This is a genomic window from Streptomyces sp. SCUT-3 (assembly GCF_014083985.1).
Classification (GTDB): Bacteria; Actinomycetota; Actinomycetes; order Streptomycetales; family Streptomycetaceae; genus Streptomyces_H; species Streptomyces_H thermolineatus.
The window spans coordinates 5,380,573-5,401,303 of sequence record NZ_CP046907.1 but is presented as its reverse complement, the minus strand read 5'-3'; the positions used below and the strand labels follow the sequence as shown (position 1 = coordinate 5,401,303).

Genomic DNA, 20,731 nt, shown 5'->3' with positions numbered 1-20,731 from the left:
CCGCGCCGGGGCCGATCGGCTTGACCCGGGGCCGGTGGAGCAATTACGTTCTGAATGCGCGGTCACGAAGGGCCGCACACAGACACGAAGCCCCCGGTTGTTCCCCCGTGACCGGGGGCTTCGTCCTGTCCCGGGTCACTCCGCGGACGGGAGGAAGACCTCCCGCTCCTCACCGAGGGTGACCTTCGGGGCACGGTGCGCCGCGCGCGCTCCCCCCGGACGCCCGCGCCCGCCCCCTCGGCCCGCCGTCGCTCCCCTGCCCGCCCGCCCTCGCGCCGGTACCATTCCAACGGGCCCCCGGCGAGGGGCACTTGGCATGCGATCACGGGATCACGGTGTGCGGGGGACGCGGGGACTGGGCTGGTGGGAGACCTGATGGACCTCGACCCGGAGCGGGCCGGTTCCTCCGCCGACCTCGCGTGGCTGCGCGGCGTGGACGCCTGCGTGGTGGGGGCCTACACCCAGGCCGAGGAGGAGTTCCGGACCGCAGTGCGGCTCGATCCCGGCATGGCGGACGCCTGGCTGGGGCTGCACGCCCTGCGGGTGGACACCGCCACCGCGCTGCCGCAGATGTTCCGCCACCGCCACCGCTTCGGCGAGCAGCGGCGACGCCACGGGCGCCCGCTCAACTCCTGGTACTGGCTGGGCTGGTGGGTGCAGCCCGTGCTGGAGACGCAGCGGGACCTGCTGCTGGCGCACGCCTCCCACTGGCTGGACGGCCGCCACATCGCCGAGCTCGACCGGGCGCTGGCCGAGTGCCCTCCGCCGGAGTCCGACCCGCAGGTGCGCTTCCTGCACGCCTGCCGGGCCTACCTGGTCAAGGACTGGGACCAGCTGGTCCGGCAGTCCGAGCCCCTGCTGGAGGACCCGGTGCTGGGCATCGAGGCGGGACTGTTCGGCGGGATGGCGCGCGTGCGCATGGAGCTGTGCGGGCAGGCCGAGCCGATACTGGCCCGCGCCCTGATGCGGTGCCGCTCCGAGCAGCCCCAGCGCAAGGAGCTGCGCTACTGGCTGGCCCGCGCCCACGAGGGGACGGGGCGCAGCGCGGCGGCCCTCCCCCTGTACCGGGCGGTGCACCGGGTGGACCCGGCCTTCATGGACACCGCGGCCCGGCTCGCGGCGATCACCGCCGGGGACGGCCTGGACGAGCAGGCCGCCCCGGACCGGACCCTCCTCGACATCGCCGGTGACGCCGGCACCGACGCCGGCTTCGACGCCGACGGCCGGGCGGGCGCGCCGGGGCCCGGACCGTACCCGCCGGCCGCGTCCGCGGGACCGGGCGCCGGGTTCGGCGGCGCGGACGACGACCTCCTGGACCCGGGCCCCGCACCCGGTTCCGGGCTGCCTCCCGGCCGCACCGCCGGGCCCGGTCCCCGGCCGGACGGGACGCAGGGGAAGTACCCGGGGACCTCGACGACGCTGCCCGCCGCCCCTCCGGACCCGGCCCTGCTGGCGCAGGCCCTGGCCGAGCTGGAACGGATGGTGGGCCTGGAACCGGTCAAGCGGCAGGTGCGGGCACTGTCCGCGCAGCTGAGGATGGCCCGGCTGCGGGCCGTGCAGGGCATGCCGGTGCAGCCGCCCAAGCGGCACTTCGTCTTCTCCGGGCCCTCCGGCACGGGCAAGACGACGGTGGCGCGCATCCTCGGCCGGGTCTTCCACGCGCTGGGCCTGCTGGGCAGCGACCACCTGGTGGAGGCGCAACGGTCCGACCTGGTGGGCGAGTTCCTGGGCCAGACCGCGGTGAAGGCCAACGAGCTGATCGACTCCTCCCTCGGCGGGGTGCTGTTCGTCGACGAGGCGTACAGCCTGGCCAACGCCGGCTACAGCAAGGGCGACGCCTACGGCGACGAGGCCCTGCAGGTGCTGCTCAAGCGCGCCGAGGACAACCGGGACCGGCTGGTGGTGATCCTGGCCGGCTACCCCGAGGGCATGGACCGGCTGCTGGCCGCCAACCCGGGGCTCGGCTCCCGCTTCACCACCCGGGTGGACTTCCCCAGCTACCGGCCCGAGGAGCTGACCCGCATCGGGAGGGTACTGGCGGCGGAGAACGGCGACCGCTGGGACGAGGAGGCCCTGGAGGAACTGCGCAGCATCGCCGGCCACGTGGTGGACCAGGGCTGGGTGGACGAGCTGGGCAACGGGCGCTTCGTGCGCACTCTGTACGAGAAGTCCTGCGCCTACCGGGACCTGCGGCTGAGCGGGTTCTCCGGAACGCCCGGCCGCGAGGACCTGGCCACGCTGCGCCTGCCGGACCTGATGCAGGCCTACGGCGAGGTGCTCTCCGGCCGCGGGCCGGGCCGCGGCCTGCGGGACAGCGGGGCCGGTACGGGCACCGACACCGACACCGACGGCCCGGAGCCGCCCGCGGTGTGAGGCCCCGCCGGTTCCGCGGCGGCAGCCGGGGCCCGGCGGCGGTGCGGAACCGGACGGCGGTGCGGAACCGGGCGGCGGTGCGGAACCGGACGGCGGTGCAGGGCCGGCGGGCCCCGCACCCGCGTCCGTCAGGACGGTTCCACCGTGCCGGAGGCGAGGGCGTCGGTCAGGGAGCGGACCAGCCCCCGGCCCGTCGCCCCGGTGCGCAGCAGTACGGCCTCCAGCGCCTCCAGCCGGCGGAACACCTCGCCGTGGCGGGCCTGTTCGGCCTGCGGGAGCCGGGGGACCTGCATGCGCCGGACGTCGATCCGCGAGGTGGTGGAGGCGTGCGTGCCCGCCTGCCGGGCGTTGGCGGCGCTGCGCAGGCAGCCGGCCAGGAACCAGGGGTCGATGACCTCCGGGTCCGGGCGCAGCAGGTCCAGTCGCGGTCCGAGCACCATGGGCTCCTCCCCCGCGACGAGGACCGCGGCGCTGTGCGCGGCGGTGGCCACCACGACGTCGCCGGGGCGGGTGACCGCCCAGTCCGGGGAGACCTCCCCCGCGGGGACCCACCCCGAGGGCTGCGCGTCGGGGGCCATGTCGGTCAGGGCGAGCGCCCGCACCGCGCCGCTCGGCGGCTCCCCGTCGCGCACCAGCGGCTGGTGGGCGGCCGAGCCGGTGCGCAGGGTCAGGTGCCCGGCGCGCAGCAGGTCGCCGACGGTGGTCTGCGGGCGCGGGGATCCGGAGGCGGCCGCGCCCGGGGTCCTCAGGCCGCGCAGGGCGGCGGTCAGTCCGGCCAGTTCGCGCAGTCCGCCGTCGAGTTCGTCCCAGCGCTCGTCGAGCCCGTGGACGAGGGTGCCCGCGGTGTCCTGGGGGACGTGGCGGGCGGGGGTGAGGTCGACCTCGTCGTCGAGGAGGTCGACGACGCGCACTGCCCGGCACAGGCCGGGGCGGTCCGCCGTCTCCGCGCCCCCGCGGCGGAAGGCGGCCCAGGCGTCGGTGGTGGCGCGGCGGACCCCGGCCCAGTCCCAGTCGGGCCTGCTGCCGTCGGGCTCCGGCGGGGCGGCGGTGTCGACCAGGAGCACGGAGTCCGGCGGCGTTTCGTCCTCCTGGGGGCGGGTGAGCACCCACAGGTGGAGCGCGACGCCGTGGGGCGGCGCGGCCCCCGGCGGCAGGGCCACGACGGCGCGCAGCGCGCCGCGCTGCAGCAGGGCGGCGCGGATGCGGCGGCCCGCGCGGCGGGAGGCGACCGCGGGCGGCATCAGCAGGACCGCCGGGGCCCCGGGGCGCAGCCGGGCCAGGCAGTGCAGCACCCAGGCGAGTTCGGGTTCGGTGCGCGGCGGGGTGCCGTAGGTCCAGCGGGGGTCGTCCCAGGCGAGTTCGTCGTGGCCCCAGTTGCGCTCGTTGAACGGCGGGTTGCACACCACCGCGTCGGCCGGGGTGTCCGGGTGGGCGTCGTGGCGCAGGGTGTCGCCGGTGCGGATGTCGGGCGGGGGCGTGCCGCCGTCCCGGGTGCGGGAGGCGAAGGCGAGGCGGACCGCGGCGAGCACCGCCAGGGTGGGGTCGGCCTCCTGCCCGAGCAGCAGGGGCCCGCGGCCCCCGGCGGGGAGGGCGCGCAGGGCGGCGGCGAGGAGCGTGCCGGTGCCGCAGGCCGGGTCCAGGACGGTGAACGGGGCGTCCGCCGGCCCCTCCCCCGCCGGCCCCCCGGCACGGTCGCCGTCGTGCGTGCCGGCGAGCGCCAGGTCGATCATGAGTTCGGCCAGCTCGGGCGGGGTGGAGCTGATCTGGCGGACGTGGGTGTCGAGCCAGCGCCCGCGCAGGAACTCGAACGTCCCCCGCGGGCCCTCGTCGTCGGCCTCGGCGACCGCGACGGCGCGGGCGACCAGTCCCCGGTCGGCCGGGTCGGCGGGCGCGTCCGGCAGGATGAGGGGCCCGCCCCCCTGCTTCGCCAGGCAGGCGGCGCCGGCCGCGGCGATGGCGCGGCCGCTGCGGTCGCGGTCGCCGAGGACGTCGAAGTAGGGCCACAGCCAGTCCCGCTGGCAGGTGCCGGCGAGCTTGCCCTGGGCCCGCAGCCATTCCTCGACCTCGCCCAGGGCGAAGAGCGGGCTGGCGTCGGTGCCGCCCGCGGGGGCCGGGAAGTCGGGGTGGCGGCGGCGCCAGTTGCTGACCGCTGCCCGCCCGACACCTGCGAGCCGGGAGATCTCGGCAGCGCTGACGGTGACTGTCTGGGGCACGAAGGACTCCGGTCGACGAGGTGGGGGCCGGTCAGCGGTCGAATATACCGATCCGCCACCGGCGGTGCCCCCATCATGCAACCCTCAACTACTTGTGGGTAGTTCACGGTGGGGGCACCACCGGCGCCGGCACTGTCCGCGAAGTGTCCGCGGGGTGTCCCCTACCGCCCCTCGGAAGGGGCCGGCCGGACGCCGCCCCGGCCCGCCGGGGCGGCCGCGAGCACGGCGGCGGGCCCCGTGCCGGGACCGGAGGAGAGGCGGTGCGCCGGGTCGTGGACCTCGCCCACCAGCATCTCCAGCACGTCCTCCAGCGTCACCAGCCCCAGCAGCCGCCCCTGGCCGTCGGTGACCCGGGCCATGTGCGTGGCGGCCCGGCGCATCGCGGTCAGCGCGTCGTCCAGGGGCGTGCCGTCCCGCAGGGTGGTCATCGGCCGCCGCAGCCGCCCCGGCACCGGGGCGCCGGGGTCGTCCAGGTCGAGGACGTCCTTGACGTGCAGGTACCCCAGGAAGGAGCCGCCGTCGGCCACGGGGAAGCGGGAGTAGCCCGTGCGCACCGTCAGCTCCTCCAGCTCCCGGGCGGTGACCGCGGTGCCGACGGTGACCAGGTCGTCCGGGGCCAGCAGGACGTCGGTGACCGGCCTGCTGCCCAGGACCAGCGCGTCCTCCAGCCGGCGGCGCTCCTCCTCCCCCAGCAGCCCGGCCGCGCCCGCGTCCTCGACCAGGCGGGTCAGCTCCTCGCTGGTGAACACCGACTCCAGCTCGTCGCGCGGCTCGACGCGGAAGAGCGCGAGCACCGCCTTGGCGCACCCGTCCAGGACCGCGATGACGGGCCTGAGCAGCCGTGCGAAGGCGACCAGTCCGGGGCCGAAGCGCAGGGCGGTGCTCTCCGGGGCGGCCATGGCGAGGTTCTTGGGCACCATCTCGCCGACGACCAGGTGGAGGAAGACCACCGCGGCCAGGGCCACGGCGTAGCCGATCGGGTGGATCAGCTGCTCCGGGACGTGCAGTCCGTGCAGCAGCGGCTCCAGCAGGCGGGCGACGGTCGGCTCGGCGACCGCGCCCAGCGTCAGGGAGCACACCGTGATGCCGAACTGGGCCGCCGCCATCATCTGCGGCAGGTTCTCCAGCCCGTACAGCACCGAGCGGGCCCTGCGGTGCACGGCGGCCAGCGGCTCGATCTGGCTGCGGCGCACCGAGACCAGGGCGAACTCCGCGCCGACGAAGAAGCCGTTGCCCAGGACGAGCACGACGGCCAGGAGCAGTTGCAGGGCGCTCACGCGGCCGCCTCCCGCTCCGGGGCGGGCTCGTCGGCGGTGCGCACCAGCCGCACCCGCTCGGCCCGGTGGTGGGCGACCTCCTCGACCCGCAGCCGCCAACCGGGCAGCTCGGCGGTGTCCCCGGGCTCGGGGATGCGGCCCAGCAGGTCCGCCACCAGGCCTGCCACGGTCCCGTAGGGGCCGTCGGGCACCCGCAGGCCGGCGGCGTGCAGCAGGTCGACCCGGCAGCCGCCGTCGGCGTCCCAGGCCGGCGGGCCGTCCCCGTCCGCGGGGACCGGGGCGAGCTCGGGCGGGTCGTGGACGTCGTGCTCGTCGCGGACCTCGCCGACCAGCTCCTCGACGATGTCCTCCAGGGTGACCACGCCGGCCGTGCCGCCGTACTCGTCGACGACGACCGCGATGGGCTGCTCCCTGCGCAGCAGCCCCAGCAGGGGCTGGACCGGCAGGGTCTCCGGGACCAGCAGCGGCGGCACCGCGACGCTCCCCACGGGGGTGCGCGGGCGCAGGTGCGGGTCGACGGCGAGGGCGTCCTTCAGGTGCACCATGCCGACGACCTCGTCGAGCCGCTCCCGGTACACGGGGAAGCGGGACAGGCCGGTGGCGAGGGAGAGGTTGAGGACGTCCTGCGCGGTGGCGCCGTCCTGCAGGGCGCTGACCCGCACCCGGGGGGTCATCACGTGCTGGGCGGTCAGGTGCCCCAGCGACAGGGTCCGCACGAACAGGTCGGCGGTGTCCTGCTCCAGGGCGCCGGCCCGGGCGGAGTGCCGGGCCAGGGAGACCAGTTCGTCGGGGGTGCGGGCCGACGCCATCTCGTCGGTGGGTTCGGCCCCCAGCAGGCGCACCAGGCGGTTGGCCGTGGTGTTCAGGGCGGCGATGACCGGCCCGAACGCGGCGGAGAAGGCGCGCTGCGGTCCGGCGACGAGCCGGGCCACCTGCAGGGGCCGGGCCACCGCCCAGTACTTGGGGACGAGTTCGCCGACGACCATCTGCACCGCGGAGGCGGCCAGCATGCCGACGCCGACCGCGACGCCGGGCACGGCCCCGGCCGGCAGGCCGGTGGCCGCCAGCGGCCCGCCGAGCACGCCGGCGAGGGCCGGCTCGGCGAGCATGCCGACGACCAGGGAGGTGATGGTGATGCCCAGCTGCGTCCCGGAGAGCTGGAACGACAGCCTGCGCAGCACCTCCACGACGGTCGCGGCGCGGCGGTCCCCGCGGGCCGCGGCGCGCTCGGCGGCCGGACGGTCGACGGTGACCAGGCCGAACTCGGCGGCCACGAAGAAGCCGTTGGCGAGGATCAGGACGAATGCCGCTGCGAGCAGCAGCAGGGGGGTGCTCATTCCGCCACCACCCCGCCGGTATGAGCGGGCGGGGTGGCGCAGGTACTACCGGACGATGCGTCCATCGACGGAGAGTGTCACTCCTCGGGTTGCTCCGGGCCCCGCGGGTGCCCGGCGGGGCCGGACGGTGGTGCTGTGTCGCTGCGGGGCGGGCGCGTGGTACTGCGCCGTTTTCACAGAGTAGACAACCCGGCCCGGTGCACGACAGATTCCCCCCGCGAACGGAGCAGCGCCCCGGACCGCGTCAGGCGCCGTGCGCCTCGACGAGGGCGCGCAGCGCGCGGGCCGCCTCCACCGCCTGCTGCCGCCCGCCGCCGGGCTGGATGCCCATGGCTGGCAGGGAGGTGCCGTCGGCGAGGTCGAGGTGGGCCCAGGGGTCGCCGCTGCGCAGGTTGACCCGGACGATCTCGGCCCACTCCAGGCGCCGCCGGGTCGTCAGGTTGACCACGGTGACCCCGTCCTGGTCGGCCGTCACGCTGGGTCTGCTGAGCAGGGCGAGGACGCCGAGGATCAGCAGGCCCGTGGCGACGATCGAGACGCGGTCCACCATTCCGCCGACCGGCAGCGCGACCGCGATCACGGTGAGGACCACGAGCCCCGCGACCCCGGTGCCGAGCAGCACCGCGCGGGTGCGCCTCGGCCGCAGGACCAGGGGGAGTTCGGGCAGTTCGGCGGGGGCCGGGAGGAGGACACGATCGGACTCTCGGACGGCTCGGGTGCGCGGGGTCGCCCGCGCCGGACGGGGGTTCCGGGGCGCCTGGGCGCCGTGCGGGTCAGAGCCGGCAGGCGTGGATGCCGGTGGTCAGGATGGCCCGGGCGCCGAGGTCGTAGAGCTCGTCCATGATCTGCTGCGCGCCCTTGCTGGGGACCATGGCGCGCACGGCGACCCAGCCCTCGTGGTGCAGCGGGGAGACGGTGGGCGACTCCAGGCCGGGGGTGAGGGCGATGGCGGCCTCCACGTTCTCCACCCGGATGTCGTAGTCCATCATCACGTAGCGACGGGCGACCAGGACGCCCTGCAGGCGGCGCAGGAACTGCTGGACCTTGGGGTCCTCGGGGTCGGCGCCGGTGCGGCGGATCACGACGGCCTCGGAGAGCAGGATGGGCTCGCCGATGATCTCCAGGCCCGCGTTGCGCAGCGTGGTCCCGGTCTCGACGACATCGGCGATGACGTCGGCGACGCCGAGCTGGATGGCGGTCTCGACCGCGCCGTCCAGCCGGACCACGGAGGCCTCGACCCCGTGGTCCGCCAGGTGCGCCGCGACCACGCCGGGGTAGGAGGTGGCGATGGTCATCCCGCCGAACTCCTTGACGTCCGTGGCCGTGCCCGGGCGGGTGGCGTAGCGGAACGTGGAGCCGGCGAAGCCGAGCTGCAGGATCTCCTCGGCCTCGGAGCCGGAGTCCAGCAGCAGGTCGCGCCCGGTGATGCCGATGTCCAGGCGGCCGGAGCCGACGTAGACGGCGATGTCGCGCGGGCGCAGGAAGAAGAACTCGACCTGGTTGTCGGAGTCGACGAGGACCAGTTCCTTGGAGTCCTTGCGCTGCCGGTAGCCCGCCTCATGGAGCATCGCCGACGCAGGCTCGGACAGTGAACCCTTGTTGGGGACGGCGATGCGCAGCATGGGGAGGGCTTCCTTCGCGTGGGAGTGGTGGTGCGGTGTCGGTGGAGGGGCGGGGCGGTTCGTCACAGATGAGCGTATACGTCGTCCAGGGAGATCCCCCGGGCGACCATCATCACCTGCAGGTGGTAGAGGAGCTGGGAGATCTCCTCCGCGGTGCGGTCGGCACCCTCGTACTCGGCGGCCATCCACACCTCGGCGGCCTCCTCGACCACCTTCTTGCCGATGGCGTGCACGCCCTTGCCGACGAGCTCCGCGGTACGGGAGGTGGCGGGGTCGCCGGTGGCGGCCTTGTGCTGGAGCTCGGCGAAGAGCTCCTCGAATGTCTTGTCAGCCATGGTGCTCCTCACCCTACCGATTCCGCGGGCGCGACCCGCCGCCGGTCCGGGGCGTGGACACCCCGGACCGGCGCGGCGCGGTGCGGACCGGCGCGGCGGCCGTCAGCGCCACGGCTCGGCGACGTTGCGCAGGACCGCGGCGGTGGCCACGGCGGCGGTGACCGCCTCGTGGCCCTTGTCCTCGGAGGAGCCGGGCAGGCCCGCCCGGTCCAGGGCCTGCTCCTCGGTGTCGCAGGTCAGGACGCCGAACCCGACGGGCACGCCGGTCTCCACCGACACCTGGACGAGGCCGTTGGTCACCCCCTGGCAGACGTAGTCGAAGTGCGGCGTCCCGCCGCGGATCACCACGCCCAGGGCCACGACGGCGTCGTAGCCGCGCCCGGCCAGCGCCTTGGCCACGACCGGCAGTTCGAAGCTGCCGGGCACCCGCAGCAGGGTGGGTTCGTCGATGCCCAGGTCGGACAGGGCGCGCAGGGCGCCGTCGACCAGGCCGTCCATGACCTGCTCGTGCCACTGCGCGGCGATCACCGCGATCCGCAGGTCGCCGCAGTTCTTCACGGTCAGCTCGGGTGCGCCCTTGCCGCTCACGTCACTCCTCGGTTGCTGTGCTGGTGCTGGTGCTGGTGGTGCGCCGCCGGCCCGCCGGCGGCGGGGGCCTGCCGTACCGGCGGGGTCACTGCGCGGTGTGGGCCGCCGCGGCGGCCTCCAGCCAGGGCAGGTCGTGGCCCATCCGGTCCCGCTTGGTGCGCAGGTAGCGCAGGTTGTGCTCGCCGGCGGCGACCGGCATCGGCACCCGGCCCAGGACCTCGATCCCGTGGCGGGCCAGCGCCGCGCTCTTGTCGGGGTTGTTGGTCATCAGCCTCAGCGAGGCGACCCCGAGGTCGGCGAGGATCTGCGCGCCGGCCGCGTAGTCGCGGGCGTCGGCGGGCAGGCCCAGTTCGAGGTTGGCGTCGAGCGTGTCGTGGCCGAGCTCCTGCAGCTCGTAGGCGCGCAGTTTGTGCAGCAGGCCGATGCCGCGGCCCTCGTGGCCGCGCAGGTACAGCACGACGCCGCGCCCCTCGGAGGCCACTCGTTCGAGTGATGCCTGGAGCTGCGGTCCGCAGTCGCAGCGCAGCGAGCCGAAGACGTCGCCGGTCAGGCACTCGGAGTGCATGCGCACCAGGACGTCCTCGCCGTCGGCGAGCCGTCCGTCGGGGCCCAGCCCGCCCGCCACCAGGGCGATGTGCTCGACGCCGTCGACGGTGCTGCGGTAGCCGAATGCCTGGAAGTCCCCGTGGGCGGTGGGCAGCCGGGTGGCGGCCTCGCGGCGCACGGTGGGCTCGGAGCGGCGGCGGTGGGCGATCAGGTCCTCGATGGAGATGATCGCCAGGCCGTGCTTGCGGGCGAAGGGCACCAGCTCGGGCAGCCGGGCCATGGTGCCGTCCTCGTTGGCGATCTCGCAGATCACCGCCGCCGGGCGCAGCCCGGCCAGCCGGGCGAGGTCGACGCCGGCCTCGGTGTGGCCGTTGCGGGTCAGCACGCCGCCCTCCCGGGCGCGCAGCGGGAAGACGTGGCCCGGGCGGACCAGGTCGCCGGGGGCGGTGGCCGGGTCGGCGAGCAGGCGCAGGGTCAGGGCCCGGTCGGCGGCGGAGATGCCGGTGGTGGCGCCCTCGCGGGCGTCGACGGAGACGGTGAAGGCCGTGCCGTGGCTCTCGGTGTTGTCGTCGACCATCTGCGGCAGGCCCAGCCGGTCCAGGTCGGCGCCCTCCATGGGGGCGCAGATCAGCCCGCGGCACTCGGTCATCATGAAGGCGATCACCTCGGGGGTGGCCTTCTCCGCCGCCATGACCAGGTCGCCCTCGTTCTCGCGGTCGGCGTCGTCGACGACCACGACGGGGCGGCCCGCGGCGATGTCGGCGATCGCCCGCTCGACGGGGTCCAGCACCGGGTCGTCGCCGACGGGCGTGCGGGGAGGGGTGATCATGCTGCTGCTCCTTCCGGAACCGTCCGGGTGGGCGCTGCGGGGGCGCGGGTGGTCAGCCACCAGGTGCGCAGGCCGAGGAGCACCAGGACGAAGTAGATGCCGTAGACCAGGCCGGAGAAGGCCAGGCCGCTGCTGAGGGCGAGCGGGACGCCGACCAGGTCGACGGCGAGCCAGGCGAACCAGAACTCCACCCAGCCGCGGGCCTGGGCGATCATCGCGGCCAGGGTGCCGACGAAGATGTAGGCGTCCGGCCAGGGGTTCCACGACAGGACGGGGAACACGGTGAACAGGGTGCCGACGGCGAGGGTGCCGGCCGCGGTGCCGCCCAGCAGCAGCACCCGCTCCCGCCCGGTGGCGAAGCGGACCTCGATCCGCCCGGTGCCGCTGCCGGTGCCGCCGCGCCGCCACTGGTTCCAGCCCCACACGGCGACGGCGATGACGATCAGCTGCTTGCCCACGCCGCCGCCCAGTTCGGCCGCGACGTAGGCGGCGATCAGGACGAGGCCGGAGAGCAGCTGGACGGGCCAGCTCCACACCGAGCGGCGCCAGCCCAGGGCCAGGGCGGCCAGGCCCAGGGCGTTGCCGAGCATGTCGGACCAGATGACGTGCTGCCCCAGGACGGCGAAGGCCTCGCCGTTGAGCCGGTCGAAGAGGTCGAGGAGGGTCACCGGGAGGTCTCCGCCCCGTGGGCGAGCAGCCGCTCGACGTGCTTGGCGAGGACGTCCGCCTCGAGGTTGACCGGGTCGCCGGGCTGCTTGAGGCCCAGCGTGGTCAGGGCGAGGGTGGTCGGGATGAGGCTGACGGTGAAGGAGTCGGCCCCGGCCTCGACGACGGTGAGGCTGACCCCGTCGACGGTGATCGAGCCCTTCTCCACCACGTAGCGGGCCAGCCCGGCGGGCAGGGAGACCCGCACGACCTCCCACTGCTCGCCGGGGACGCGTTCGAGGACCGTGCCGGTGCCGTCGACGTGGCCCTGGACGATGTGGCCGCCCAGCCGGCCGCCGAGCGCCATGGCGCGCTCGAGGTTGACGCGGGAGCCGGGGCGGAGCGCGCCGAGGCTGGAGCGCTCGAGCGTCTCGGCCATGACGTCGGCGGTGAACTCCCCGCCCGCGGTCTCGACGACCGTCAGGCACACGCCGTTGACGGCGATGGAGTCCCCGTGCCGGGCGTCCTGGGTGACGAGGGGTCCGCGAAGCCTGAACCGGGAGGAGTCGGCCAGTTCCTCGACGGCGACGACCTCGCCCAGTTCTTCGACGATTCCGGTGAACACGTCAGTTCCCCTCCGGGGTGTTCTCGGCGGCGGGCGCCGGGCGCGTCCGCGGGCGGGCGGTGACGCGCGGGAGGGGGCCGGGCCGCACCGTCGCGGTGCCGGCCGGGCCGGGCACGGTGTGCACGACGGCGTGCTGCACGGCGTCGGCTTGTGCTGCGGTGGCCACCGGGTCCTCCTGCGCTGCTGGGCGCGGACTCCGGGGCGTGGTTCGAGGACAGAGCGGGGATGCCGCACGCCGGGGGACGGAGCGGCCGGCCGGTCCTGAGCGCGATCGCGCGGACCGCCTGCGGCGGCGTCGACCCGTGTACGCCCGCCGCGCACTGCCTCCCATCCGGACTTTAACCGTCGGTCCAGGAATTTCACCTGGTCAACCGGCCGCTGGATGCGGCCGGGTCGCGGACTGTAACCGCCGGTTCGGAATTTCACCGACCCCGGAGTGCGCGAACGTCACTGGTTCTGGGGTCAGTGTGCCACGTACCCGGGCGGCCCCGTACAGGCATTCCGCTGTGCGGTCACTCACACCCGCGGGACGGCGACACGAGGGGAATTGGTACAGACCTATTGGCCTCATTGGTCTAGTCCACTTAACCTCTCGCCAACCTCCGAGGCCCGTCCGGCCGGGTGCGCACCCGGTCCGGAGCACCGCAGGACCCGTTCCCCGCTCCGTGTCCCGACCCCCGCGTGGAGGACCACCGTGAGACTCCTGAACCGGGCGAGAGCCCCCCTGGCCGCGGCGGCGGCCGCGCTCTCCCTCCTGGCCGCCGGACTGGCCGGCGCCTCCCCCTCCCAGGCCGTCGACCACAGCGCCTGCCGCCCCGACGGCCTGTACACCACCCCCGGGACGAACGTCCCCTACTGCTCGGTCTACGACGCCGACGGCCGCGAGAAGATGGGCGCCGACCACCAGCGGCGCATCATCGGCTACTTCACCGGCTGGCGCACCGGCAAGGACGGCAAGCCTGCCTACCTGGCCCCGGACGTCCCCTGGGACAAGGTCACCCACGTCAACTACGCCTTCGCCGGCGTGGACTCCTCCCACCGGATCACGGTCGGCGCGGACGGCGCGGACAACGCCGCCACCGGCATGACCTGGCCGGGAACGCCCGGCGCCGAGATGGACCCGGAGTACTCCTACAAGGGGCACTTCAACCTGCTCAACAAGTTCAAGAAGCAGCACCCGAACGTCAAGACCCTCATCTCGGTGGGCGGTTGGGCCGACAGCAGCGGCTTCTACACGATGGCCACCAACGCCGACGGCTCGGTCAACCAGGCGGGCATCGACACCTTCGCCGACTCCGCGGTCGCCTTCGTCAAGAAGTACGGCTTCAACGGCCTGGACATCGACTACGAGTACCCGACCTCGATGAAGGACGCCGGCAACCCCAAGGACTGGCCGGTCGCCAACGCCCGCCGCGCCGGCCTCAACCGGGGCTACGCGGCGCTGATGAAGACCCTGCGCGAGAAGCTGGACCGGGCCGGGGCCGCCGACGGCCGCCACTACCTGCTCACCGTGGCCGCGCCGTCCTCCGGCTACCTGCTGCGCGGCATGGAGACCTACCAGGTCACCAAGTACCTGGACTACGTCAACGTCATGTCGTACGACCTGCACGGCGCGTGGAACGAGTTCGTCGGGCCCAACGCCGCGCTGTACGACGACGGCAAGGACGCCGAACTGGCCAAGTGGGGCGTGTACACCACCTCCCAGTACGGCGGCATCGGCTACCTCAACACCGACTGGGCGTACCACTACTTCCGCGCGTCGATGCCCGCCGGACGGATCAACATCGGCCTGCCGTACTACACCCGCGGCTGGAAGAACGTCACCGGCGGCACCGACGGCCTGTGGGGGACGGCGAAGACCACCTCCTGCCCGGCCGGATCGGGGCTGACCGAGTGCGGCGACGGGGCCACCGGCATCGACAACCTGTGGCACGACCTGGACGACAACGGCAAGGAGTCCCCGGCCGGCTCCAACCCCATGTGGCACGCCAAGAACCTGGAGAAGGGCGTCCTGCCCGACTACCTGGCCGACCACGGGCTGTCCGACACCGCGCTGAAGGGCACCTACGCCCGCAAGTACGACGCCACGCTGACCGCCCCGTGGCTGTGGAACGCCGAGAAGAAGGTGTTCCTGTCCACCGAGGACGAGCAGTCGGTGGCCGCCAAGGCCAAGTACGTGGTGGACAAGGGCATCGGCGGCACCATGGTCTGGGAACTGGCCGGCGACTACGCCTGGGACGCCTCCGCGAACGGCGGCAAGGGCCAGTACGGGCCGGGCACCACCTTGACCACGGCGATGTACGACGCCTTCAAGGCCGCCTCCCCCTACGGCGCGCAGCGCGCCACGACCGCGGTGCCGAAGGAGTCGCTGGACCTGTCGGTGGACTTCCACTCCTTCCCGCTGGGCGACTCCAACTACCCGATCAGCCCCAAGGTCCGCATCACCAACCACTCCCGCACCACCGTCCCCGGCGGCTCGGAGTTCCGGTTCGACTACGCCACGTCGGCCCCGAACAACGCCAAGGACCAGTCCGGGTGGGGACTGACGGTGGTCCGCAGCGACCACTCCTCGGTCGGCAACGTCGGCGGCCTGAAGGGCGACTACCACCGGGCCTCCGTGAAACTGCCCTCCCACCGGGCCCTGGCTCCCGGTGCCTCGGTGGAGTTCGACCTCGTGTACTACCTGCCGACCTCGACGCCGTCGAACTGGACGGTCTCCTTCGGCGGTTCCACCTACGGGCTGACCACCGACCTGGCCCGCGGCACCACCGTGGTGGACCCCGGGGACGGCGGGAGCGGAGGCGGGACCGGCGGTGACGGCGGGACCGGCGGCGGGGGCGGCACCTGCACGGCCGCCGAGTGGTCGGCCGCGACCGCGTACTCCGGCGGGCAGACCGTCTCCTGGAAGGGACGCGAGTACCGGGCCAAGTGGTGGACCAGCGGCGAGGAGCCCGGGACCACCGGCGAGTGGGGTGTGTGGCAGGACCTCGGGGCCTGCTGAGGCACCTCGCGCCCGGCCCCGCGCCCGGCCCCGCGCAGGGGTCCGCGCAGGGGTCCGCGCGGGGGCCCGCCGGCGCCCCTGCGGCGTCGCGGGTCCCCTGCGCGGGCCTGCCGGCGGCCACCGGTTGCGGGGCCCGCCGGTGCGCCGGATAGTGCAGGCGGAAAGGGAAGAGCCCGCCTCCGCCCGGTGTGCCCGGTGCCGGCGGGACGCCCCAGCGATCCTGGAGGCACGATGAGCACCCAGATCCGCCCCGACGACGTCATCGGCCACAAGGCCGTGGACGTCGAGGGGAACAAGATCGGCTCGGTCGAGCAGGTCTTCGTCAGCGACACCACCGGCTCACCCGAATGGGTCACGGTGAAGAGGGGGCTGTTCCGCTCCAAGGAGATCTTCGTCCCGCTGCGCGGCGCCTCGATGTCCGGCGACCAGCTGCGTCTGGCCTACCTCAAGGAGAAGGTCAGCGGCGCCCCCGACCTGGAGGTCGGCCGGCACCTCTCCGTCGAGGAGGAGCAGGAGCTCTACCGGTACTACGGGCTGTCCACGACGGGCCCCGGCCGTCCCGGGGAGGCGGGGGCGGGCGGCGGGGCCGGGGACTTCGGCCGCCGGGCCGGGGGCGGCACGGGCACCGCCGGCGCCGCCGACACCGGCGCAGCCGCGGGCACCACCGGCGGCACGGGCACCGCGCCGGGTGCGGGCGCCGAGCCCGAGCCGAGGGGGCACCTGGCGGGCCGGGACCGGTCCAAGGACCTTCCCGGCCACGAGGGCGAGGACCTCTCCGGACTGCCGGAGCGGGACACCACCGGACTGCACGGCCCCGAGGACACCCGGGGCATGAGCGGCAGCGCCGGAGCACCGGGCACGGAGGACACCGGCCCCCGGAGCGAGGGGCCGCGCCCCTCGTCCGGGCGCGGCCGGCACCGGCGGCCCAAGCGGTAGTCCGGGCGGCGGGCCGGAAGCGGGCCCGCCGGGCGGTACGCGGCCGGGCCGCGCCCCGCCCGGCGGACGGTCAGCCCTTGCCGCCCCGGGCGGAGGTGTCGCCGCCCGGCTCGTCGCCGCCCGGCTCGTCGCCGCCGGGGACGACGGCGTCGAACAGGGGCGCCTCGCCCTTCATGTGCTCCGGTGCCAGCCGGCGCAGCACGTGGTAGCCGGTGAGCACGATGATCGTGCCCAGGGCGATGCCGCTGAGCGAGAAGGTGTCGGTGAACTCCAGGGTGACGTTGCCGATGCCGACGATCACGCCCGCGGCGACCGGCACCAGGTTGATCGGGTTGCCCAGGTCCACCTTGTTCTCGACCCAGATCTTCGCGCCGAGCAGGCCGATCATGCCGTAGAGGATGATGGTGATCCCGCCCAGGACGCCGCCGGGGATCGCGGCGACGACGGCGCCGAACTTCGGGCACAGGCCGAACAGGATCGCGAAACCGGCCGCGGCCCAGTAGGCGGCGGTGGAGTAGACGCGGGTGGCGGCCATGACGCCGATGTTCTCGGCGTAGGTGGTGGTGGCCGGGCCGCCGACCGCGGTGGACAGCACGGTCGCGGCGCCGTCGGCGGCGATGGCGGTGCCGAGCTCGTCGTCCAGCGGGTCGCCGGTCATCTCGCCGACGGCCTTGACGTGCCCGGCGTTCTCCGCGATCAGGGCGACGACCACGGGCAGGGCGACCAGGACCGCGGACAGCTCGAAGCTGGGGGCGTGCAGGGTGGGCAGGCCGATCCAGTCGGCCTGGGCGACCCCCGACAGGTCCAGGCGCCAGTGGTCGACGACCTTGCCGGAGGCGTCCGGGGAGTGGATCTGCCCCATGGTGCGGTCGAGGACCCACGAGAGGGCGTAGCCGAAGACCAGGCCGAGGAAGATCGCGATGCGGTTCCAGAAACCGCGCAGGGCGACCAGGGCGAAGCCGGTGAACAGCATGGTCGCCAGCGCCGTCCACTGGTCCTGGGGCCAGTAGGTCCCGGCGGCCACGGGGGCGAGGTTGAAGCCGATCAGCATCACGACCGCGCCGGTGACCGCGGGCGGGAGCACCGCGTGCACGATGCGGGCGCCGAGCGAGCGCACCGCCAGGCCGACGGCGCACAGCACCACGCCGACCACCAGCAGGGCGCCGGTGAGCGTTCCCGCCGTGCCGCCGTTGTTCGCGATGATCGCCGCGACGCCGACGAAGGACAGGCTGCTGCCGAGGTAGCTGGGCACCCTGCCCCGGGTGACCAGCAGGAAGAAGACGGTGGCGACGCCGGAGAGCATCACCGCCAGGTTCGGGTCGAGACCCATCAGGACGGGGGCCACGAAGGTGGCGCCGAACATGGCCACCACGTGCTGCGCGCCCAGGCCCAGCGTCCTGCCCCAGGACAGCCGCTCGTCGGGGCGGACGACGGCGCCCGGCTCCGGGCTCCTCCCGTCGCCGTGAAGCTTCCAGCCCACTCCGAGGCCCATCGTGTCTCCTTGTGCTCACCGTGCCCGCCGGCCTCTCGCCGGCGCAGATCGCGACAACGGTAGTCCTCGCTGGTCAGCGCACGGAACCGCCCCTGTCGCAACGATTAGGGCACGCACGGCCGGACACGCTCCGGGACCGCCGCGGCCGGGCGCGGCGGCCGGGTGCGGCGCCCGGGCCGCGGGCGGGTCAACGGGCTTGCGGGGGTGGCCCGTTCGGGGGGACGGGGCGTGTCCCTGCCCGGGTGCGGGCCCCCGGCGGGCGCACAGTGCCGGTGAGGGGGCTCCCCGCCGGCGGCTCCGGGCACGGGCCCGCCCGCGGGGAGCTCCTCCCGCCGTCGGACCCCGCCGCAGGAGGCCCCGTGATCCGCACCGACCGCTGCCCGGACGTACCGGTCGTGCGGGTCCCGGCGGGACCGGGGGCCGCGGGGGCCGCCGCGGAGGCGGTGGAGGGCGTCGCGGGGCGGATGCGGGACCTGGGTGCGGGGCTGCCGGCCCGGGACGGGGTCGCGGTGTTCAACCGGGTCTACCTGTCGGTCACCGAGGAGGTGCGCGCCCTGCTCTCGGCGGGCGGGTTCGCCGACCCGGCGGCCGCGGCCGAGCTGGTGGTGCGGTTCGCCGCCCGGTACCTGGCCGCCGTGGAGGAGGACGGGGCCGGCGGGCGCGCCGCGGCGGGCTGGCGGCCGCTGTTCCGGCTGCGCCACCACCCGGGGGTGCACCCGGTGCAGTTCGCCCTGGCCGGGATCAACGCGCACATCGGCTGCGACCTGGCTCCGGCGGTGGTGGAGTCCTGCCGGGCGCTGGGGTGCGGGCCGCAGGCGCTGGAGGCGGTGTACGAGCGGGTGGGCGGGGTGCTGGCGGGGCTGGAGGAGCGGGTGCGCGAGGAGCTGATGCCGGGTCCCGACCTGCTGGACGTGGCCGACCCGCTGACCCACCTGGTGGGCGCCTGGAGCCTGGAGCGGGCGCGGGACGCGGCCTGGGCAGCGTCCCGCGTGCTGTGGGGCCTGCGGCGCAGGCCCGTCCTGGCTGCGGAGTTCACCGAGTGCGCCGACGGGGCCGTCGGGCTCGTCGGCCGCTTCCTGCTGACCCCGCCGGCCCCGGCTCAGTCCTCCGGCAGCTCGACCGGGGCGATCGTGTCGTAGACGTCGCCGGGCCCGGGGTTGGACGGGTCGGTGGAGCCTCCGAGGTGGTGCATCACGCCCCACACGGCGTTGAGGGCGGTCTGCACCGCGCCCTCGGCCCAGCCGGCCGTCCAGGAGATGTCGTCGCCGGCCAGGAACAGCCCGCGCCGGTCCTCGGGCAGCCGGTCCTGCACGAAGTGGGTGAACAGGCGCCGCTGGTAGCGGTAGTGGCCGGGCAGGTTCGCCTTGAAGGCGCCCATGAAGTACGGCTCGGCCTCCCAGGAGACGGTCACCGGGTTGCCGATGACGTGCCTGCGGATGTCGACCTTGGGGTAGATCTCGCGCAGCGAGGCGAGCATGACGTCCATCCGCTCCTTCGCGGACAGCGGCAGCCACTTGGAGGAGTCGTCGCACCAGGTGTAGGACAGGCAGATCACGGCGGGGCGGTCCGGGCCGTTGTCCAGCAGGTAGGTGCCGCGGGTCATCCGGTCGGTGAGCGTCATGCTCATGGTGTCGCGGCCGGTCTCGGGGTCGGGGTCCTTCCAGAACGGGCGGTCCACCGGCACGAAGAGCTTCGAGGACTGCATGTAGTGGGTGCGCTCTATCGCCGTCCAGTGGTCGGCGGGGAAGAGCGACTCGTCGCACTCGATCTTGCTGAGCAGCATCCAGCTCTGCGCGGTGAAGACGGCGGCCCGGTAGGTGCGGATGTCGCCGGAGGCGTCGGTGACCGTGACGCGGTTGCCGGCGGTGCGGTGCAGCCGGGTGACCGCGGGGCGCGGGGCGCCGCCGTGCAGGGAGGACAGCGAGGTGCCCTGCGGCCAGTGCACCAGCTTGCCCGGTTCGCGCTCCCACAGGCGCAGCGGGAGCTGCTGGCTGCCGCCGACGATGCCGCGGTGGTCGTCGTCCGCGCCGGTGTAGACCACCCGCAGGATCTCCAGGATGGAGTTGGGGAAGTCGGTGTCCCATCCGCCGGTGCCGAAGCCGACCTGGCCGAAGATCTCCCGGTGCCGGAAGGACTTGAAGGCCGGGGACTCGCACAGGAAGCCGTAGAAGGTCTGGTGGTCGAGCTTCTCCACCAGTTCGGCCCAGATCCGCCGGACGCGCTGCGCGTCGCGCTCGCGGATCGCCTGCTGCATCTCGGAGAACCGGGCGCCGCCCTCCAGGGAGGCGTTCCAGGCCTCCATCACCTGGCGGAAGACCTCGGGCAGGTCCTCCAGGGTGCGGGCGTAGTGGGACTCGCCCTTGAGGTCGACCACGGTGGAGGGGGTGTCCGGGGCGAGCGGGTTGGGGAACGGCTCGGTCTCCAGGCCGACCAGGTCGGCGTAGTGCCAGAAGGCGGTGGAGGAGGGCGGGAAGCGCATCGCGCCCATCTCGGCGGTCAGGTCCTCGTTGCAGCCGTCGAAGCCGACGGTGCGCAGCCGCCCGCCGATCCGGTCGGCCTCGTAGACAACCGGCCGCAGGCCCATCTTCATCAGCTCGTAGGCGGCCACGACGCCGGACAGGCCGCCGCCGATCACCGCGACCTCGGTGCCGTGCTCGGTGGCGGGCACCGAGCCGAGGCCGGCCGGGTGGGCCAGGTAGTCGTCGTAGGCGTACGGGAAGTCCGGGCCGAACATGGTGACCGGGGGCCGGTCGGCGGCGGGCTCCCCGGCTTCGTGGACGGCGGTGGGCACCGTGGACGTCATCGGCGCGGCTCTCCTTGCGGGTACGGCGGGAACGGGCAGGGGTCCGCGGGCGTGCGGGCCGTCGTGCGGCCCGCACGCCCGCGGAGCGGGGCGGCGGGTCGGGGCGCGT

At 74.6% G+C, this 20,731-nt stretch carries 17 protein-coding genes and 1 riboswitch; of the genes, 4 read left to right on the top strand and 13 right to left on the bottom strand.

Annotated features, from left to right (window positions below):
* Positions 1–375: 375 nt before the first annotated feature.
* Positions 376–2,373, top strand: coding sequence for an AAA family ATPase (locus GQS52_RS23815; protein ID WP_182316685.1), 1,998 nt, complete (start codon positions 376–378; stop codon positions 2,371–2,373).
* Between the two features lie 128 nt (positions 2,374–2,501).
* Here the strand turns inward: GQS52_RS23815 and GQS52_RS23810 are convergent, their stop codons facing one another.
* From GQS52_RS23810 to GQS52_RS23760, 11 genes are all read right to left on the bottom strand, one after another.
* Entirely contained in the window at positions 2,502–4,586 is a 2,085-nt protein-coding gene (locus GQS52_RS23810) for an N-6 DNA methylase (protein WP_182315396.1), read from the bottom strand.
* 161 nt (positions 4,587–4,747) lie between these two features.
* Positions 4,748–5,863: a hemolysin family protein gene (locus GQS52_RS23805; protein WP_182315394.1), complete on the bottom strand. Its 1,116-nt coding sequence runs from the start codon at positions 5,861–5,863 to the stop codon at positions 4,748–4,750.
* Entirely contained in the window at positions 5,860–7,200 is a 1,341-nt protein-coding gene (locus GQS52_RS23800; protein ID WP_182315392.1) for a hemolysin family protein, read from the bottom strand. The genes GQS52_RS23805 and GQS52_RS23800 overlap by 4 nt, the downstream gene beginning before the upstream one ends.
* 244 nt (positions 7,201–7,444) lie before the next feature.
* The gene (locus tag GQS52_RS23795; protein ID WP_259370936.1) at positions 7,445–7,822 is read right to left on the bottom strand and encodes a PH domain-containing protein; all 378 of its coding nucleotides are present in this window, start codon (positions 7,820–7,822) and stop codon (positions 7,445–7,447) included.
* A 151-nt stretch (positions 7,823–7,973) separates the two neighbouring features.
* Entirely contained in the window at positions 7,974–8,822 is an 849-nt protein-coding gene (gene hisG / locus GQS52_RS23790; RefSeq protein WP_182315390.1) for an ATP phosphoribosyltransferase, read from the bottom strand.
* Positions 8,823–8,884: 62 nt separating this feature from the next.
* Entirely contained in the window at positions 8,885–9,157 is a 273-nt protein-coding gene (locus GQS52_RS23785) for a phosphoribosyl-ATP diphosphatase (protein WP_182315388.1), read from the bottom strand.
* Between the two features lie 102 nt (positions 9,158–9,259).
* Positions 9,260–9,745 carry a 6,7-dimethyl-8-ribityllumazine synthase gene (ribH, locus tag GQS52_RS23780; protein ID WP_182315372.1) on the bottom strand — a complete coding sequence of 162 codons (486 nt, stop codon included), beginning with the start codon at positions 9,743–9,745 and terminating at the stop codon, positions 9,260–9,262.
* 85 nt (positions 9,746–9,830) lie between these two features.
* A complete protein-coding gene (locus GQS52_RS23775; RefSeq protein ID WP_275946485.1) occupies positions 9,831–11,120 on the bottom strand; it encodes a bifunctional 3,4-dihydroxy-2-butanone-4-phosphate synthase/GTP cyclohydrolase II in 1,290 nt (429 codons plus the stop codon).
* Positions 11,117–11,788, bottom strand: coding sequence for a nicotinamide mononucleotide transporter family protein (locus GQS52_RS23770; RefSeq protein ID WP_259370935.1), 672 nt, complete (start codon positions 11,786–11,788; stop codon positions 11,117–11,119). The genes GQS52_RS23775 and GQS52_RS23770 overlap by 4 nt, the downstream gene beginning before the upstream one ends.
* On the bottom strand, positions 11,785–12,390 hold the full coding sequence (locus tag GQS52_RS23765) for a riboflavin synthase (RefSeq protein WP_182315371.1): 606 nt from the start codon (positions 12,388–12,390) through the stop codon (positions 11,785–11,787). Before GQS52_RS23765 ends, GQS52_RS23770 begins: the two co-directional genes overlap by 4 nt.
* 1 nt (position 12,391) lies before the next feature.
* Positions 12,392–12,556: a hypothetical protein gene (locus GQS52_RS23760; RefSeq protein ID WP_182315369.1), complete on the bottom strand. Its 165-nt coding sequence runs from the start codon at positions 12,554–12,556 to the stop codon at positions 12,392–12,394.
* Between the two features lie 147 nt (positions 12,557–12,703).
* A riboswitch (FMN riboswitch) is annotated at positions 12,704–12,834 on the bottom strand.
* 250 nt (positions 12,835–13,084) lie between these two features.
* Between GQS52_RS23760 and GQS52_RS23755 the strand changes: the two genes are divergently transcribed.
* Complete coding sequence (locus GQS52_RS23755) at positions 13,085–15,391, top strand: glycosyl hydrolase family 18 protein (RefSeq protein WP_182315367.1); 2,307 nt, start codon at positions 13,085–13,087, stop codon at positions 15,389–15,391.
* A 231-nt stretch (positions 15,392–15,622) separates the two neighbouring features.
* Positions 15,623–16,327 carry a PRC-barrel domain-containing protein gene (locus tag GQS52_RS23750; RefSeq protein WP_182315365.1) on the top strand — a complete coding sequence of 235 codons (705 nt, stop codon included), beginning with the start codon at positions 15,623–15,625 and terminating at the stop codon, positions 16,325–16,327.
* A gap of 70 nt (positions 16,328–16,397) precedes the next feature.
* Here GQS52_RS23750 and GQS52_RS23745 read toward each other — a convergent pair whose 3' ends face one another.
* A complete protein-coding gene (locus GQS52_RS23745; protein WP_182315363.1) occupies positions 16,398–17,819 on the bottom strand; it encodes a solute carrier family 23 protein in 1,422 nt (473 codons plus the stop codon).
* A 443-nt stretch (positions 17,820–18,262) separates the two neighbouring features.
* Here GQS52_RS23745 and GQS52_RS23740 point away from each other — a divergent pair, with 443 nt between their 5' ends.
* Positions 18,263–18,958, top strand: a complete 696-nt coding sequence (locus GQS52_RS23740; RefSeq protein WP_275946494.1) for a DUF5995 family protein — start codon at positions 18,263–18,265, stop codon at positions 18,956–18,958.
* Here GQS52_RS23740 and GQS52_RS23735 read toward each other — a convergent pair.
* Positions 18,919–20,622 (bottom strand): NAD(P)/FAD-dependent oxidoreductase, encoded by a 1,704-nt coding sequence (locus GQS52_RS23735; protein ID WP_182315361.1) that lies wholly within the window; start codon positions 20,620–20,622, stop codon positions 18,919–18,921. The two genes, GQS52_RS23740 and GQS52_RS23735, sit on opposite strands and share 40 nt — an antisense overlap.
* Positions 20,623–20,731 lie beyond the last annotated feature (109 nt).

Coding starts and splice junctions, on each gene's coding strand:
- GQS52_RS23785 (WP_182315388.1), bottom strand. CDS start 9,157: ATGGCTGACAAGACATTCGAGGAGCTCTTCGCCGAGCTCCAGCACAAG.
- hisG (WP_182315390.1), bottom strand. CDS start 8,822: ATGCTGCGCATCGCCGTCCCCAACAAGGGTTCACTGTCCGAGCCTGCG.
- GQS52_RS23750 (WP_182315365.1), top strand. CDS start 15,623: ATGAGCACCCAGATCCGCCCCGACGACGTCATCGGCCACAAGGCCGTG.
- GQS52_RS23800 (WP_182315392.1), bottom strand. CDS start 7,200: ATGAGCACCCCCCTGCTGCTGCTCGCAGCGGCATTCGTCCTGATCCTC.
- GQS52_RS23745 (WP_182315363.1), bottom strand. CDS start 17,819: ATGGGCCTCGGAGTGGGCTGGAAGCTTCACGGCGACGGGAGGAGCCCG.
- GQS52_RS23815 (WP_182316685.1), top strand. CDS start 376: ATGGACCTCGACCCGGAGCGGGCCGGTTCCTCCGCCGACCTCGCGTGG.
- GQS52_RS23735 (WP_182315361.1), bottom strand. CDS start 20,622: ATGACGTCCACGGTGCCCACCGCCGTCCACGAAGCCGGGGAGCCCGCC.
- GQS52_RS23775 (WP_275946485.1), bottom strand. CDS start 11,120: ATGATCACCCCTCCCCGCACGCCCGTCGGCGACGACCCGGTGCTGGAC.